The organism is Phycicoccus sp. Soil802 (assembly GCF_001429605.1).
GTDB lineage: Bacteria > Actinomycetota > Actinomycetes > Actinomycetales > Dermatophilaceae > Pedococcus.
In genome coordinates, this window is sequence record NZ_LMSS01000007.1 from 182,815 (window position 1) to 197,288 (window position 14,474).

Annotated in this window: 16 protein-coding genes and 1 pseudogene; 2 read left to right on the forward strand and 15 right to left on the reverse strand. The window is 68.9% G+C overall.

The window, feature by feature from the left end; all coding sequences use genetic code 11:
* Positions 1–91 precede the first annotated feature (91 nt).
* The 12 genes and pseudogenes from rpsQ to ASG91_RS17880 form a co-directional block, all read right to left on the reverse strand.
* Positions 92–382, reverse strand: a complete 291-nt coding sequence (gene rpsQ / locus ASG91_RS17825; RefSeq protein WP_056923993.1) for a 30S ribosomal protein S17 — start codon at positions 380–382, stop codon at positions 92–94.
* Positions 379–633 (reverse strand): 50S ribosomal protein L29, encoded by a 255-nt coding sequence (gene rpmC / locus ASG91_RS17830; protein WP_056923994.1) that lies wholly within the window; start codon positions 631–633, stop codon positions 379–381. The genes rpsQ and rpmC overlap by 4 nt, the downstream gene beginning before the upstream one ends.
* The gene (gene rplP / locus ASG91_RS17835; protein ID WP_056883301.1) at positions 633–1,052 is read right to left on the reverse strand and encodes a 50S ribosomal protein L16; all 420 of its coding nucleotides are present in this window, start codon (positions 1,050–1,052) and stop codon (positions 633–635) included. The genes rpmC and rplP overlap by 1 nt, the downstream gene beginning before the upstream one ends.
* Position 1,053: 1 nt before the next feature.
* The gene (rpsC, locus tag ASG91_RS17840) at positions 1,054–1,872 is read right to left on the reverse strand and encodes a 30S ribosomal protein S3 (RefSeq protein WP_056923995.1); all 819 of its coding nucleotides are present in this window, start codon (positions 1,870–1,872) and stop codon (positions 1,054–1,056) included.
* Positions 1,872–2,240 (reverse strand): 50S ribosomal protein L22, encoded by a 369-nt coding sequence (rplV, locus tag ASG91_RS17845; RefSeq protein ID WP_056924255.1) that lies wholly within the window; start codon positions 2,238–2,240, stop codon positions 1,872–1,874. The genes rpsC and rplV overlap by 1 nt, the downstream gene beginning before the upstream one ends.
* Before the next feature lie 32 nt (positions 2,241–2,272).
* The gene (rpsS, locus tag ASG91_RS17850; protein ID WP_056923996.1) at positions 2,273–2,554 is read right to left on the reverse strand and encodes a 30S ribosomal protein S19; all 282 of its coding nucleotides are present in this window, start codon (positions 2,552–2,554) and stop codon (positions 2,273–2,275) included.
* 18 nt (positions 2,555–2,572) lie between these two features.
* Positions 2,573–3,409 (reverse strand): 50S ribosomal protein L2, encoded by an 837-nt coding sequence (gene rplB / locus ASG91_RS17855; protein WP_056923997.1) that lies wholly within the window; start codon positions 3,407–3,409, stop codon positions 2,573–2,575.
* Between the two features lie 35 nt (positions 3,410–3,444).
* Positions 3,445–3,750: a 50S ribosomal protein L23 gene (gene rplW / locus ASG91_RS17860; protein WP_056923998.1), complete on the reverse strand. Its 306-nt coding sequence runs from the start codon at positions 3,748–3,750 to the stop codon at positions 3,445–3,447.
* A 188-nt stretch (positions 3,751–3,938) separates the two neighbouring features.
* Positions 3,939–4,574 (reverse strand): annotated as a pseudogene (gene rplD, locus ASG91_RS17865) (50S ribosomal protein L4); the annotation flags it as partial.
* Positions 4,575–4,579: 5 nt separating this feature from the next.
* Positions 4,580–5,236, reverse strand: coding sequence for a 50S ribosomal protein L3 (gene rplC, locus ASG91_RS17870; protein ID WP_056924000.1), 657 nt, complete (start codon positions 5,234–5,236; stop codon positions 4,580–4,582).
* Positions 5,237–5,246: 10 nt separating this feature from the next.
* Entirely contained in the window at positions 5,247–5,555 is a 309-nt protein-coding gene (rpsJ, locus tag ASG91_RS17875; protein WP_009775966.1) for a 30S ribosomal protein S10, read from the reverse strand.
* A gap of 497 nt (positions 5,556–6,052) precedes the next feature.
* A complete protein-coding gene (locus ASG91_RS17880) occupies positions 6,053–6,619 on the reverse strand; it encodes a hypothetical protein (RefSeq protein WP_056924001.1) in 567 nt (188 codons plus the stop codon).
* Between the two features lie 163 nt (positions 6,620–6,782).
* Here ASG91_RS17880 and ASG91_RS17885 point away from each other — a divergent pair, with 163 nt between their 5' ends.
* Entirely contained in the window at positions 6,783–8,093 is a 1,311-nt protein-coding gene (locus tag ASG91_RS17885; protein ID WP_056924002.1) for a lactate 2-monooxygenase, read from the forward strand.
* Entirely contained in the window at positions 8,093–8,692 is a 600-nt protein-coding gene (locus ASG91_RS17890; RefSeq protein ID WP_056924003.1) for a GNAT family N-acetyltransferase, read from the forward strand. Before ASG91_RS17885 ends, ASG91_RS17890 begins: the two co-directional genes overlap by 1 nt.
* Here the strand turns inward: ASG91_RS17890 and ASG91_RS17895 are convergent.
* The 3 genes from ASG91_RS17895 to fusA form a co-directional block, all read right to left on the reverse strand.
* Positions 8,670–10,847 (reverse strand): PKD domain-containing protein, encoded by a 2,178-nt coding sequence (locus ASG91_RS17895; protein ID WP_056924004.1) that lies wholly within the window; start codon positions 10,845–10,847, stop codon positions 8,670–8,672. The genes ASG91_RS17890 and ASG91_RS17895 overlap by 23 nt on opposite strands.
* A 177-nt stretch (positions 10,848–11,024) precedes the next feature.
* Positions 11,025–12,221, reverse strand: a complete 1,197-nt coding sequence (tuf, locus tag ASG91_RS17900; RefSeq protein WP_056924005.1) for an elongation factor Tu — start codon at positions 12,219–12,221, stop codon at positions 11,025–11,027.
* A 116-nt stretch (positions 12,222–12,337) separates the two neighbouring features.
* Positions 12,338–14,455: an elongation factor G gene (gene fusA, locus ASG91_RS17905; RefSeq protein ID WP_056924006.1), complete on the reverse strand. Its 2,118-nt coding sequence runs from the start codon at positions 14,453–14,455 to the stop codon at positions 12,338–12,340.
* Positions 14,456–14,474: the final 19 nt, after the last annotated feature.

Here is a 14,474-nt window from a genome sequence, read left to right on the forward strand (position 1 = left end):
CTACTCGTCGTGCTGGTTCTCACCCTCGCGGGCGAGCCTGGCCGAACTTGACTGTCTGATGACAGATGGGCTTGCCGAGGCGGCAGGTGGCTTACTTGGCCTTCTCGAGGATCTCCACCACGCGCCAGCGCTTGGTGGCCGAGAGGGGACGGGTCTCCATGATCGAGACGCGGTCGCCGATACCGGCAGCGTTGTCCTCGTCGTGGGCCTTGACCTTGCTCGAGCGCCGCAGGACCTTGCCGTAGAGCGCGTGCTTCACGCGGTCCTCGACCTCGACCACGACGGTCTTGTCCATCTTGTCGCTCACCACGTAACCCTGGCGGGTCTTGCGGTAGTTGCGGTCCTGCGCCGTCACGGCCTCATCCTTCACGTTCTTGGTCATGCCGACTCCTCCTTGGCCGAAGCACTCGGGCTCTGCCCGATACCCAGCTCACGCTCACGGAGCTCGGTGTAGATGCGGGCGATGTCCTTGCGGACGGCGCGCAGACGGCCGTGGTTGTCCAGCTGGCCGGTGGCCGACTGGAAGCGGAGGTTGAACAGCTCCTCCTTGGCCTTGCGGAGCTCGTCGACCAGACGGTCGTCGTCGAGACCACGCAGGTTCTCCGACACCAGGTCCTTGGATCCGACTGCCATCAGATGTCACCACCCTCACGCCGAACGAAGCGGCACTTCATGGGGAGCTTGTGCATCGCCAGACGCATGGCCTCACGGGCGACCTCTTCGGACACACCGGACACCTCGAACATCACGCGACCAGGCTTGATGTTGGCGATCCACCACTCGGGGGAGCCCTTACCGGAACCCATGCGGGTCTCGGCAGGCTTCTTGGTCAGCGGGCGGTCGGGGTAGATGTTGATCCACACCTTTCCACCACGCTTCATGTAACGCGTCATCGCAATACGAGCGGACTCGATCTGACGGTTGGTGACGTAGGCGGGCTCGAGGGCCTGGATGCCGTAGTCGCCGAACGCGATCTTGGTGCCACCCTTCGCAGCGCCCGAGCGACCCGGGTGGTGCTGCTTGCGGTGCTTGACTCGACGAGGAATCAACATGTCAGGACTGCTCTCCCTCAGTGCTGGCTGCGGTCGCCTCGACGGCGGGAGCCTCAGCAGCGGTCTCGGTGGCGGCGGCCTCCGGACGCTCGCGACGAGCGCGGGCCGGACGGTCGGCGCCGTCACGACGGGGGCCACGGCTCGGGCGCGGCGCAGCAGCCTGCTGCTGGGCCAGCTCACGAGCGGTGACGTCACCCTTGTAGATCCACACCTTGACGCCGATGCGACCGAAGGTGGTGCGGGCCTCGTAGAAGCCGTAGTCGATCTGCGCACGCAGGGTGTGCAGCGGGACGCGACCCTCGCGGTAGAACTCGGTGCGAGACATCTCGGCGCCGCCGAGGCGACCGGACACCTGGACACGGATGCCCTTGGCGCCGGCGCGGGTGGCGGACTGCATGCCCTTGCGCATCGCGCGACGGAACGAGACGCGAGCAGAGAGCTGCTCGGCGATGCCCTGCGCGACGAGCTGGCTGTCGACCTCGGGGTTCTTGACCTCGAGGATGTTCAGCTGGACCTGCTTGCCGGTGAGCTTCTCGAGCTCGCCGCGGATGCGGTCGGCCTCGGCGCCGCGGCGACCGATCACGATGCCGGGACGCGCGGTGTGGATGTCCACACGGACGCGGTCACGGGTGCGCTCGATCTCGACGCGGGAGATGCCGGCCCGCTCCATGCCCTCGGACATGAGCTTGCGGATGGCGACGTCTTCCTTGACGTAGTCGCGGTACCGCTGACCCTCCTTGGTGGAGTCAGCGAACCAGCGGCTCTTGTGCTCGGTGGTGATTCCGAGGCGGAAGCCGTGCGGGTTGACCTTCTGACCCATTAGCGGGTGCCTCCCTTGGTGGTCTTCGGCGTGACGACCACGGTGATGTGGCTGGTCCGCTTGTTGATGCGCGCCGCGCGGCCCTGGGCCCGCGGACGGAATCGCTTCATGGTCGGACCCTCGTCGACGAAAGCGGCGCTGATGACCAGGTCGCGCTCGTCGAAGGCCTCGGAGGCCTTGTCAGCCTTGACCCGAGCGTTGGCGATGGCGCTCTCGAGCACCTTCTGGACCGGGTCGGACGCGGACTGCGGGGCGAACCGCAGCACGGCAATCGCCTCGACGGCCTGCTTCCCGCGGATCAGGTCCACGATGCGGCGCGCCTTCTGGGGCGTGACGCGGATGTTGCGTCCGCTCGCCTTGGCTTCCATCACGTTGTCCTTGTTGTCGGTGGAGGCAGCCATCAGCGACGCCGCCCCTTCTTGTCATCCTTCACGTGACCCTTGAACGTGCGGGTCGGCGCGAACTCACCGAGCTTGTGGCCGACCATCGACTCGGTGACGAACACCGGGACGTGCTTGCGGCCGTCGTGCACGGCGAGGGTGTGACCCAGCATGTCCGGGCTCACGACCGAACGACGTGACCAGGTCTTGATGACGTTCTTGGTGCCCGCTTCGTTCTGGACGTCGACCTTCTTCTGAAGGTGGCCGTCGATGAAAGGGCCCTTCTTCAAGCTACGAGGCATGGTTTCTCAGGCTCCTTCTCAGCGCTTCTTGCCAGTACGGCGGCGGCGAACGATCATCTTGTCGCTCGGCTTGCCGGGGCGACGGGTGCGGCCCTCGGCCTGACCCCACGGGCTGACGGGGTGACGTCCACCGGACGTCTTGCCCTCACCACCACCGTGCGGGTGGTCGACCGGGTTCATGGCGACACCACGGACGGTCGGGCGCTTGCCCTTCCACCGCATGCGGCCGGCCTTGCCCCAGTTGATGTTGGACTGCTCGGCGTTGCCCACCTCGCCGACCGTGGCGCGGCAGCGCAGGTCGACGTTGCGGATCTCACCGGACGGCATGCGCAGCTGGGCGTAGGGGCCGTCCTTGGCGACGAGCTGCACGCGCACACCAGCCGAACGGGCGATCTTCGCGCCGCCACCGGGCTTGAGCTCGACGGCGTGGATGACCGTACCGGTCGGGATGTTGCGCAGCGGCAGGCTGTTGCCGGGCTTGATGTCGGCCGAGGGGCCGTTCTCGATGTTGGCGCCCTGCTCGAGGCCCTTGGGGGCCAGGATGTAGCGCTTCTCACCGTCGGCGTAGTGCAGCAGCGCGATGCGCGCCGTGCGGTTGGGGTCGTACTCGATGTGAGCGACCTTGGCCGGCACACCGTCCTTGTCATGGCGACGGAAGTCGATGACGCGGTAGGCGCGCTTGTGTCCACCACCGATGTGACGGGTGGTGATGCGGCCGTTGCTGTTGCGGCCACCGGACTTCGTGAGGGGGCGCACCAGCGACTTCTCAGGCGTGGAGCGCGTGACCTCGACGAAGTCGGCGACGCTGGAGCCTCGGCGGCCGGGCGTGGTCGGCTTGTACTTGCGGATACCCATTGTTCGTAATCCCTTACGTCTCTTCAGCGATTCCGTCAGGCGCCGGCACCGAAGATGTCGATCGAGCCCTCGCGGAGGGTGACGATCGCACGCTTGGTGTCCTTGCGCTTGCCGATGCCGAACCGGGTGCGGCGGGTCTTGCCGACACGGTTGAGGGTGTGGACGGAGTCAACCTTGACGTTGAAGACGCGCTCGACGGCGATCTTGATCTCCGTCTTGTTCGCCCGCGGGTCGACGATGAAGGTGTACTTGCCCTGGTCGAGCAGCGAGTACGACTTCTCGGAAACGACCGGTGCGATCAGGATGTCGCGCGGGTCCTTGCCTGCAGCGAGGGTGCTCACTTGGTCTCCTCCTCGTCCGCGCTGGCCTTGGCGGCCTTGGCCGTCTTCGCGGCCTTCGCGGGCTTGTCGGCCTTCTCAGCCTTCTCGGCCTTCTCGGCCTTGGCGGGCTTTTCGGCCTTCGCGGCGGTCTTGGTGGCCTTGGCGGGCTTGTCTGCCTTCGCAGCCTTCTCGGCCGTGGCGGTCTCGTCCGTCTCGTCGACGATCGTGACCTCGACGCCACCCACGGGCTGTGCCTTGGTGACGAAAGCCTCCAGGGCGGCCTTGGTGAAGACGACGTCGTCCGAGCACAGCACGTCGTACGTGTTGAGCTGGTCGGCGGCGAGCACGTGCACGCCCTCGAGGTTGCGCACCGACTTCAGCGACACCAGGTCGCTGCGGTCGAGCACCACGAGCAGGTTGGGACGGTCGGTCAGGCCGGCGAGCAGGGCGAGCGCGTCCTTGGTGGACGGGGCGGAGCCCGTCACCAGCGACTCGACGACGTGCACGCGGTCGTGGCGGGCCCGGTCGGAGAGGGCGCCACGCAGGGCGGCGGCCTTCATCTTCTTGGGGGTCCGCTGGGCGTAGTCACGCGGCTGCGGGCCGTGGACGACGCCACCACCGGCGAACTGCGGGGCGCGGGTCGAGCCCTGACGGGCGCGGCCGGTGCCCTTCTGGCGGTAGGGCTTGCGGCCACCACCGCGGACTTCGCCGCGGGTCTTGGTGGAGTGCGTGCCCTGACGCGCAGCGGCCAGCTGGGCCACGACGACCTGGTGGATCAGCGGGACGTTGACCTGGACGTCGAAGATCTCGGCGGGCAGGTCGGCGACGACAGTCTTGGTAGCCATGTGGGTCAGGCTCCCTTCGCGGCCGTGCGGACGAGGACCGTGCCGTTGCGGGGGCCGGGAACGGCACCCTTCACGAGCAACAGGCCTCGCTCAGCGTCCACGGCGTGGATCGTGAGGTTCTGGGTGGTCTGGCGCTCGCCGCCCATCCGGCCGGCCATCCGCATGCCCTTGAAGACGCGGCCCGGGGTGGCGCAGCCACCGATCGAGCCCGGCTTGCGGTGGTTCTTGTGGGAGCCGTGGGAGGAGCTGACGCCGTGGAAGCCGTGCCGCTTCATGACGCCGGCAAAGCCCTTGCCCTTGGTGGTGCCGGTGACGTCGACGTCCTGGCCGGCCTCGAAGGTCTCGACCGTGACTTCCTGGCCGAGCGTGTACTCGGCGGCGTCAGCGGTACGGAGCTCCACGAGGTGGCGACGCGGGGTCACGCCGGCCTTCTCGAAGTGCCCGGTCAGGGGCTTGGTCACCTTGCGGGGGTCGATGGCGCCGAACGCGATCTGGACGGCGTCGTAGCCATCCGTCGCGGCGTCGCGCACCTGCGTCACGACGCAGGGGCCCGCCTCGATGACGGTGACGGGGATGAGCCGGTTCTCGGCATCCCACACCTGGGTCATGCCGAGCTTCTTGCCCAGCACACCCTTCACGGTCTTGGTAGCAGTGGTGGTCATTTCGCCAGCCTCAGAGCTTGATCTCGATGTTGACGTCAGCCGGCAGGTCGAGACGCATCAGCGAGTCGACGGCCTTCGGCGTCGGGTCGATGATGTCGATCAAGCGCTTGTGGGTGCGCATCTCGAAGTGCTCGCGGCTGTCCTTGTACTTGTGGGGCGAACGGATGACCACGAAGACGTTCTTCTCCGTGGGCAGCGGCACAGGGCCGACCACCGTCGCGCCAGCACGGGTCACCGTGTCGACAATCTTGCGCGCCGAGTTGTCGATGACCTCGTGGTCATACGACTTCAAGCGGATGCGGATCTTCTGTCCCGCCATCTCCGTTACGTCTCTCTCTCGCCGAACATCTAGCTTGGCCGGCTCTTGGCCATCTCCGACCCCCGCGGTCGGGTGTGTCGCACCCGCTTCGCGGCCGGACGACACGCGTTTTCACGCAGTCGTGCGGTTCGGATTGACCGGCAGAGCCGGGGCTTGCGCTTCCCTGGAGTGTCGCCCCGTGCTGAACGCACGGTTCGAGGTGTGTCACCGGGGGTGGCGGCGTCGACATGGGTCAACGGCGCGCGTCAAGCAACCGGTCCAGTGTGCCAGAGCGGGCGGCGACCTACCAAATCGAGGCGGTGGCACCCGGCATACCCGCACCGGTGGCGCGCCGCGCGCCGTCCGCGACGTCCCCACGGGGCCGGCCCCAGTATCCCGCGGGCCCACCTGCGCGGCCGACGCACCCACCGGCCGACCGGGCAGGCCGAACACCCGGCCGGGCCCACCGGGGGTGGACACGGCCGGGGCGGCCGGGGGGGTGCAGTTCGGCCGGTCGGTCAGGGGCGACCGCCGCCGAGGACGCCGGCGTCGACGGCCTTGAGGACCGCGGCCCGGTCCGCGGCGGACAGCGTGCCGGCCTTCACCGCCGCGTCGAGCCGGGTGGTCAGCTCCGTCCTGCGGCTCGCCTCCCGGTCGGCCTTGATCGCGTCGAGGGCGGCCTGGACCTTGACCTGGCTCACCCCGAGCTCCTTGGCCAGCGCGGTGACGCGGGCCTTCTCGCGGGCCTGGCGCTCGGCGTCGGTCGCCTGGCTGCCCTGCGCCGGCGGGCTGCTCGGCTGCTGCGCCGCCCGCAGCTTCTCCAACGCGGCGGTCACCTTGGCCTCGGTGAGGCCGAGCTTGGTGGCCAGCGCTGCGGCGTCCAGCCCGCCGGGGCCGCCGTGGTGGCCACCACCGCCGGGTCCGCCGCGGCCGGGCGACGCCTGGGAGGGGGCCGACGTGGACGTGCCACTGGGCGTCGGCCTGGCGGTGCTGTCGGCCATCGCGGCGCTGGCGCCGATCCCGGCGGCGACCGCAGCCACGCCTCCGGCGGCGGCGAGCTTCATGGACTTGCTGACGGTGGGCATCGGGGGCGCACTTCCTCTCGTTGACGGGGCGCCGCGGTGCGCCCCTCTCCCGCCGAGGCTGCGCCGCCGGGCTGGTAGGAGGCCGTGGCGAACCTGTCACGACGCTGTCAGGTCGGCCCCGCCTTCACAGCCACAGCAGTCGACCGACTGGCAGGATCGAGCCATGTCGGACCCATCAGCAGTGCCGCCCCCGGAAGGGCCCGGCCGCACCCGCCAGGGGCTGGTCTACCGCGCCGGCGTCCTCGGACACCGGCCCACCGTCCCCACTGACGCCGCCGAGCTGGAGCGGCGTGCGCAGGCGGCCATGTCGCCCCGCGCCTGGGCCTACGTCGCGGGCTCGGCCGGCGAGGGCGCGACGGCCCGGGCCAACCGGGCGGCGTTCGACCGGCACCGGATCGTCCCCCGCATGCTGCCCGGCCGGGCCACCCGCGACCTGTCCACCGAGCTGCTGGGCCGCCGGCTCCCGGCGCCGGTGCTGCTCGCACCGGTGGGCGCGGCCGGGCTGGTCCATCGCGACAGCGACATCGAGATCGGCGCGGCCGCGGCCCAGCTGGGGCTGCCGTACATCATCTCGAACCAGGGGTGCTCTCCCATGGAGGACGTCGCCGCGGCCATGGGCTCGGGCCCGCGGTGGTTCCAGCTCTACTGGTCGAAGGACGAGCTGCTGGTCGACAGCCTGCTGGCCCGGGCCGAGGCCAGCGGGGCCGAGGCGGTCGTCGTCACGCTGGACACCACGATGCTCGGCTGGCGACCGCAGGACCTCAACCTCGGGTCGCTGCCGTTCTCGCAGGGGATCGGGATCGCGCAGTACACCTCGGACCCGCGCTTCCAGCAGGTCGTCGCCGAGCGGGTGGCGGCCAAGCAGGAGCAGAAGGGCGCCTCGGACGACGTCAAGGTCACCCTCGGTGCGCTGCGGTCGCTGCTGTCCATCAGCCGGGAGCACCCCGGCGACCTGCGGTCCAACCTGCGCTCCCCCACCCCGCGCGCGGCCGTCGAGACGTTCCTCGACATCTACTCCAACCCCGGCCTCACCTGGGAGCAGCTCGCGACGCTGCGCGACCGCACGTCACTGCCGTTCCTCGTCAAGGGCGTGCTCCACCCGGACGACGCGCGGCGCGCGGTCGAGGTCGGCGCGAGCGGCATCGTCGTGAGCAACCACGGCGGCCGCCAGGTGGACGGCGCCATCGCCTCCCTCGACGCCCTGCCCGCCGTGCGGGCCGCGGTGGGTCCCGAGCTCCCCCTCGTGCTCGACAGCGGGGTGCGCACCGGCAGCGACGTCGTCAAGGCGATCGCTCTCGGCGCCGACGCCGTTGCGATCGGGCGCCCCTACGTCTACGGGCTGGCGCTGGCCGGGCGCGACGGGGTGCGGGACGTCCTGTCCAACATCGTGGCCGAGCTCGACCTGACGATGGGCCTGTCCGGGGTGGGTTCGGTGTCCGAGCTCGGACCGGAGCTGCTGGCGGCGGCGCCCTGATGGCCAGGCCGCTCCTCAGCACGGCCCGACTGGAGCTGCGACCCCTGACTGCCGATGACAGCGACCTGCTCGTCGAGCTCGACGGCGACCGGGCAGTCATGGAGTTCCTCAGCGGTCGCGAGACCCCGCCGGACGAGGTCATCGAGGTGTGGATGCCGCAACGCACCGACCCGGCGCACGACGCACTCGGGCTCGGCTACTGGTCGGGCTTCGAGGACGGTGAGTTCGTCGGGTGGTTCTGCCTGACGCCCACCGGCGACGGCGAGGCCGAGCTGGGGTACCGACTCCGCCAGCGGGCCTGGGGTCGTGGCCTGGCCAGCGAGGGAGCCCTGCGCCTGCTCGAGCACGGGTTCGTGACCGCGCGGCTGCGGCGCATCTGGGCCGAGACGATGGCGGTGAACGTGCGCTCGCGAGCCGTCCTCGAGCGGCTCGGCCTGCGGCACGTCAGCACCGACGTGCGGCAGTGGGACGACCCCCTGCCCGGGGCCGAGCTGGGTGAGGTCGTCTACGAGCTGACTGCCCAGGAGTTCGCCAGCCGACGCGCGGCGACGTCCGGAAGGAGCGTCAGGCGGGACGTCAGGGGAACGGAACGGCCTTGAGGTCGTCGAACGACATCGTGATGGGGGCGTTGGTCGCGCTGCCCGACAGGTAGAGGTAGAGGCCGACGCCACCGGCCACCTGGAACCCTGCCGTCGAGTCCGTCGCGGTCTTCTGCCACGTCGTGGGCTCGGTCGTCCCGGACTTCCAGACCCGCGCCCGAATCGTCGTGGGTGAGGTGCCGGTGACCTGGACCCGGGCGAGCAGCTTCTCGCCCGCCGCCATCGTGATCCCCGGGATCTGGGTCTCGGCGGCCAGGACGGTCTCCGCGTTCGCCGCGGTGGCCCGCTGCAGAGACAACCAGACGCCACCGTTCGACGTGTAGTGCACCTTCGCCCGGTAGTCGCCCACGCCGGCCACCCGCCGGCCGTTGAGCGAGGCGTAGGCCCCGCTGCCGCTGGCGACCTTGTCGAGGGCGATGGTGGCGCTGAGGTCGGTGCCCGAGGAGGAGACACCGGCCAGCGCAAGCCACGGACCGGATCCCGCAGCGAGCCGCACCTGGCCGACCCCCGAGCCGACGGACAGGTTCGTGGCGGACCCGCTGAAGGTCCATGCCCCGCCCGTGTCGGCGCTCCCCCAGCCGCTGGCCAGGGTGCGGCCGAACGCATCGGCCGCGAGGACGGTCGGCGGGGGCGGCGCGGTGACCGTGACCGAGGTCGTCGTGGTCCCGGTGGCCCCGTTGTTGTCGGTGACGGTGAGCCGCACCGGGTAGGTGCCGGCCGCGGAGAACGTGTGGCTGGGGGTTGCACCACTGCCGTCGGCGGTCGCGTCACCCCAGTTCCACGCGTACGACGCGATGCTGCCGTCGGGGTCGTTCGAGCCGGTGCCGTTGAAGGTGCAGCCCAGGTCGGTGCAGCTGTTCGTGAAGCTCGCCGTGGGCGGCTGGTTGGGCGTCGGGGCGACCGTCACCGACCGGGTGGTGCTGCCGGTGGCACCGTCGTCGTCGGTCACGGTGAGGGTGATCGTGTAGGTGCCGGCCGCGGCATACGTCCGGCTCGACGTGACGCCGGTGCCGGTGCCACCGTCGCCGAACTGCCAGGCGTAGGAGCTGATCGTGCCGTCGGGGTCGCTGCTGGCCGCGGCGTTCACGGTGCAGGCGAGCTGGGTGCAGCTCGGCGTGAAGTCGGCCACCGGCGGCTGGTTGGGCGGCGCCGCACCACGGGTGATGGTGAACGCGTCGGTGAAGGTGAGGCCCGCAGCCCGGCGGAAGTTCGCGGTGAGGACGTCGGCCGTGACCGAGAAGTCGAGCACGCCGAAGGTGGGGTTGATGTTGAGCCCGGCGTAGGCGGCGAAGTAGCCGGCCTCGGGGTCGGTGGTGTTGACGTCGCGCTGGTTGATGCCGCCGGTGCCGACCGTCGCGAAGACGGTCCCCGCGCCCGCGGCGAGGTCGTTGTCGGAGTCGACGACGCAGGACGCGTTGAACGTGCCGGGCACGAGCTGGGTGCACCCCGCTCGGGTGGTGAGCTGTTTGGTGCGCTGGTAGAGGTGCTCGTGACCACCGAGGACGAGGTCGACCTTCTTGGTGAGCAGCAGGTTGGCCAGGTCGGAGCCCATCTCGCAGGCGTACTGCCCCAGGCTCAGGCACGGTGTGTGGTTGCCGACGACGACCCACGGGATGCCCGCCGCCCGAGCGGAGTCGATCGCCGCGGCGGTCCAGGTGTACTGCGGGGTGCCGACCGCGTAGCTCAGTGTGCCGGCGGTGAACGGGATCCCGGCCGCCACGGCGATGTAGCGCACCAGAGGAGCGTTGGCGGGCACGTCGACGTAGTACTGGCGGCCGTAGGTGCCCTTGAGGCCGGGCAGCTGGTTGGGCAGGCAGGCCGAGAAGTCGTTGATGTTGCCGTTCTGTCCGTTGCTCTCGTGGTTGCCGGAGACCAGCTCGAAGGGATAGCCCTCGCCCACCCCGGCCTTGACCGCGTTGCACCACGCGTCCTCGGCGCCGGTGGTGCCGTAGGACATGTCACCGAGCGCGGCGTGGAAGTCGTTGTCGAGCGATCCGATCAGGTTGAAGACGCTGGTCGCGTTTCCGCCCGCGGAGAAGTCGCCCGCGGCGCTGAACCGCACGGTCGGGTCACCGGGTGCCGACGCCACCGGAGCCGCGAGCACGGTGAGGAGCACCGCAGTCGCCAGCGCCACGCGGCGGAACCGTCCGGTCATGGCCCGAAACTAACCCCGGACCGGCCCGGCCACCTCCCCCACGAGCCGTACCCGGGAACGGGCACACCCGGCATACCGGGCAAAAGCAACAAGGCCCCGCAGCCGTAGCTGCGGGGCCCTGTCGGTGGAGCTGGGTGCGTCAGACCACTGTGGTGCTGGACCGCGGTGTTCCTGTGACTACTTGGTGATCTTGGTGACGCGGCCGGCGCCGACGGTACGGCCGCCCTCGCGGATGGCGAAGCGCAGGCCCTCCTCCATGGCGATCGGCTGGATGAGCTCGACGTTCATCTCCGTGTTGTCACCGGGCATGACCATCTCGGTGCCCTCGGGGAGGTGCACGACGCCGGTCACGTCGGTGGTACGGAAGTAGAACTGCGGGCGGTAGTTGTCGTAGAACGGCGTGTGACGGCCGCCCTCGTCCTTCGAGAGGATGTAGACGTTCGCCTCGAAGTCCGTGTGCGGGGTGATCGAGCCCGGCTTGCAGATGACCTGCCCGCGCTCGACGTCCTCGCGCTTGGTGCCACGCAGCAGCAGGCCGACGTTCTCGCCCGCACGACCCTCGTCGAGCAGCTTGCGGAACATCTCGATGCCGGTGACGGTGGTCTTGGCGGGCGGACCCTCGTGGATGCCGACGATCTCGATCTCCTCGTTGACGTTGAGGATGCCGCGCTCGATACGACCGGTGACGACGGTGCCACGACCGGTGATCGTGAAGACGTCCTCGACGGGCATGAGGAACGGCTTGTCGACCTCGCGCTCCGGCTCCGGGATGGCGCTGTCGACAGCGTCCATCAGCTCCAGGACCGACTTGCCCCACTCGGCGTCGCCCTCGAGCGCCTTCAGCGCCGAGACCTTGACGACCGGCAGGTCGTCGCCCGGGAACTCGTAGTCGGACAGCAGCTCACGGACCTCCATCTCGACGAGCTCGAGGATCTCCTCGTCGTCGACCATGTCGGCCTTGTTGAGCGCCACGACGATGTAGGGGACGCCGACCTGGCGGGCCAGGAGGACGTGCTCCTTCGTCTGCGGCATCGGACCGTCGGTGGCCGCGACAACGAGGATCGCACCGTCCATCTGCGCCGCACCCGTGATCATGTTCTTCACGTAGTCAGCGTGTCCGGGGCAGTCGACGTGGGCGTAGTGACGGCTCTCCGTCTGGTACTCGATGTGCGCGATCGAGATCGTGATACCGCGCTGCTTCTCTTCGGGTGCCTTGTCGATGTCGTCGAACGCGAACTGCGGGTTCAGGTCCGGGTACTTGTCGTGCAGGACCTTGGAAATCGCAGCCGTCAGCGTCGTCTTACCGTGGTCGATGTGACCAATGGTGCCGATGTTGACGTGCGGCTTAGTCCGCTCGAACTTTGCCTTCGCCACTTGATGTCCTCCTCAGGACTCTTCTTTGGTTGAACGCCGTGTTCCCAGGCGGGACGTGGCGCGGATTGGGGGTTGTGGAGCTCTGCAGTCCGTGGTGCGACCGGTAATGCTACCGGTCACTCACCACGGGTCTTCTTGATGATCTCCTCGGCAACAGCCTTGGGGACCTCGGCGTAGGAGTCAAACTCCATCGAGTAGTTCGCCCGACCCTGGGTCTTGGACCGCAGGTCGCCGACATAGCCGAACATCTCCGAGAGGGGGACCAGGCCGCGAACGACCTTGGCACCACTGATGTCCTCCATGGCCTGGATCTGGCCACGGCGGGAGTTGATGTCACCGATGACGTCGCCCATGTAGTCCTCGGGCGTGCGCACCTCGACGGCCATCATCGGCTCGAGGAGCACGGGGTCGGCCTTGCGGACGGCCTCCTTGAGCGCCATCGAGCCGGCGATCTTGAACGCCATCTCGGAGGAGTCGACGTCGTGGTAGGCGCCATCGAGCAGCGTCGCCTTGATGCCGACCAGCGGGTAGCCCGCGAGCACGCCGTACTGCATGGCGTCCTGGATACCGGCGTCGACCGACGGGATGTACTCGCGCGGGACACGGCCACCGGTGACCTTGTTCTCGAACTCGTACAGCTCGCCCGACTCGGTGGTGTCGAGGGGCTCGATGCTGATCTGGATCTTGGCGAACTGGCCGGAGCCACCCGTCTGCTTCTTGTGGGTGTAGTCGAACTTCTCCACCGTGCGACGGATCGTCTCGCGGTAGGCCACCTGCGGCTTGCCGACGTTGGCCTCGACCTTGAACTCGCGCTTCATGCGGTCCACGAGGATGTCGAGGTGGAGCTCGCCCATGCCGGCGATGATCGTCTGGCCGGTCTCCTCGTCGTGGTGGACCTGGAAGGTCGGGTCCTCGGCGGAGAGCTTCTGGATGGCCGTGGAGAGCTTCTCCTGGTCACCCTTGGTCTTCGGCTCGATGGCCACCTGGATGACCGGGTCCGGGAACGTCATCGACTCGAGCACGATCTGCTCGTTCGGGTCGCTCAGGGTGTCACCGGTCGTGGTGTCCTTCAGGCCGATCGCCGCGTAGATGTGACCCGCGAGGGCCTCGTCCACGGGGTTCTCCTTGTTGGCGTGCATCTGGAAGAGCTTGCCGATGCGCTCCTTGCGGCCCTTGGTCGTGTTGACGACCGCGGAGCCGGAGGAGATCTGGCCGGAGTAGACCCGGATGAAGGTCAGCGTGCCGAAGAACGGGTGCGTCGCGACCTTGAAGGCCAGCGCCGAGAACGGCTCGCTGGTGTCGGGCTTGCGCGTCATCTCGACCTCCTCGTGGTTCGGCTTGTGGCCGACCATCGGGGGGACGTCGAGCGGCGACGGCAGGTAGTCGACGACGGCGTCGAGCATCGGCTGCACACCGCGGTTCTTGAACGCGGAGCCACACAGGATCGGGTAGAGCTCGGAGGTGACCGTGAGCTTGCGGATCGCGCCCTTGATCTCCTCCGGGGTGAGGTCCTCGCCACCGAGGTACTTCTCCATGAGGACGTCGTCGGACTCGGCGACGCGCTCGACGAGGGCGTGGCGGTACTCCTCCACCTTCTCGAGCATGTCGGCCGGGATCTCCTGGATCTCGTACTTGGCACCCATGGTGACGTCACCCTTGGCGTCACCGGGCCACACGAGGGCACGACGGTAGATGAGGTCGACGACGCCGACGAACTCGCTCTCGGAGCCGATCGGCAGCTGGAGCACGAGGGGCTCCGCGCCGAGGCGGTCCTTGATGGTCTGGACCGTGAAGTAGAAGTCCGCGCCGAGCTTGTCCATCTTGTTGACGAACGCGATGCGGGGGACGTCGTACTTGTCGGCCTGACGCCACACGGTCTCGGACTGGGGCTCGACGCCCTCCTTGCCGTCGAACACGGCGACGGCACCGTCGAGGACGCGCAGCGAGCGCTCCACCTCGACCGTGAAGTCCACGTGACCGGGGGTGTCGATGATGTTGATCTGGGTGCCCTCCCAGAAGGAGGTCACGGCGGCAGACGTGATCGTGATGCCGCGCTCCTTCTCCTGCTCCATCCAGTCGGTGGTCGACGCACCGTCGTGGGTCTCACCGATCTTGTGGTTGACCCCGGTGTAGAAGAGGATGCGCTCAGTCGTCGTCGTCTTGCCGGCGTCGATGTGCGCCATGATCCCGATGTTGCGGACCTTGGTCAGGTCCGTCAGGACGTCGAGTGCCAATGTGATCGTCTCATCTCGC

Bases quoted from the DNA above. Each gene is read 5' to 3' on its own strand.
- rpsQ (WP_056923993.1), bottom strand. From the start codon at position 382: ATGACCAAGAACGTGAAGGATGAGGCCGTGACGGCGCAGGACCGCAAC.
- rpmC (WP_056923994.1), bottom strand. From the start codon at position 633: ATGGCAGTCGGATCCAAGGACCTGGTGTCGGAGAACCTGCGTGGTCTC.
- rplP (WP_056883301.1), bottom strand. From the start codon at position 1,052: ATGTTGATTCCTCGTCGAGTCAAGCACCGCAAGCAGCACCACCCGGGT.
- rpsC (WP_056923995.1), bottom strand. From the start codon at position 1,872: ATGGGTCAGAAGGTCAACCCGCACGGCTTCCGCCTCGGAATCACCACC.
- rplV (WP_056924255.1), bottom strand. From the start codon at position 2,240: ATGGAAGCCAAGGCGAGCGGACGCAACATCCGCGTCACGCCCCAGAAG.
- rpsS (WP_056923996.1), bottom strand. From the start codon at position 2,554: ATGCCTCGTAGCTTGAAGAAGGGCCCTTTCATCGACGGCCACCTTCAG.
- rplB (WP_056923997.1), bottom strand. From the start codon at position 3,409: ATGGGTATCCGCAAGTACAAGCCGACCACGCCCGGCCGCCGAGGCTCC.
- rplC (WP_056924000.1), bottom strand. From the start codon at position 5,236: ATGACCACCACTGCTACCAAGACCGTGAAGGGTGTGCTGGGCAAGAAG.
- rpsJ (WP_009775966.1), bottom strand. From the start codon at position 5,555: ATGGCGGGACAGAAGATCCGCATCCGCTTGAAGTCGTATGACCACGAG.
- ASG91_RS17880 (WP_056924001.1), bottom strand. From the start codon at position 6,619: ATGCCCACCGTCAGCAAGTCCATGAAGCTCGCCGCCGCCGGAGGCGTG.
- ASG91_RS17885 (WP_056924002.1), top strand. From the start codon at position 6,783: ATGTCGGACCCATCAGCAGTGCCGCCCCCGGAAGGGCCCGGCCGCACC.
- ASG91_RS17890 (WP_056924003.1), top strand. From the start codon at position 8,093: ATGGCCAGGCCGCTCCTCAGCACGGCCCGACTGGAGCTGCGACCCCTG.
- ASG91_RS17895 (WP_056924004.1), bottom strand. From the start codon at position 10,847: ATGACCGGACGGTTCCGCCGCGTGGCGCTGGCGACTGCGGTGCTCCTC.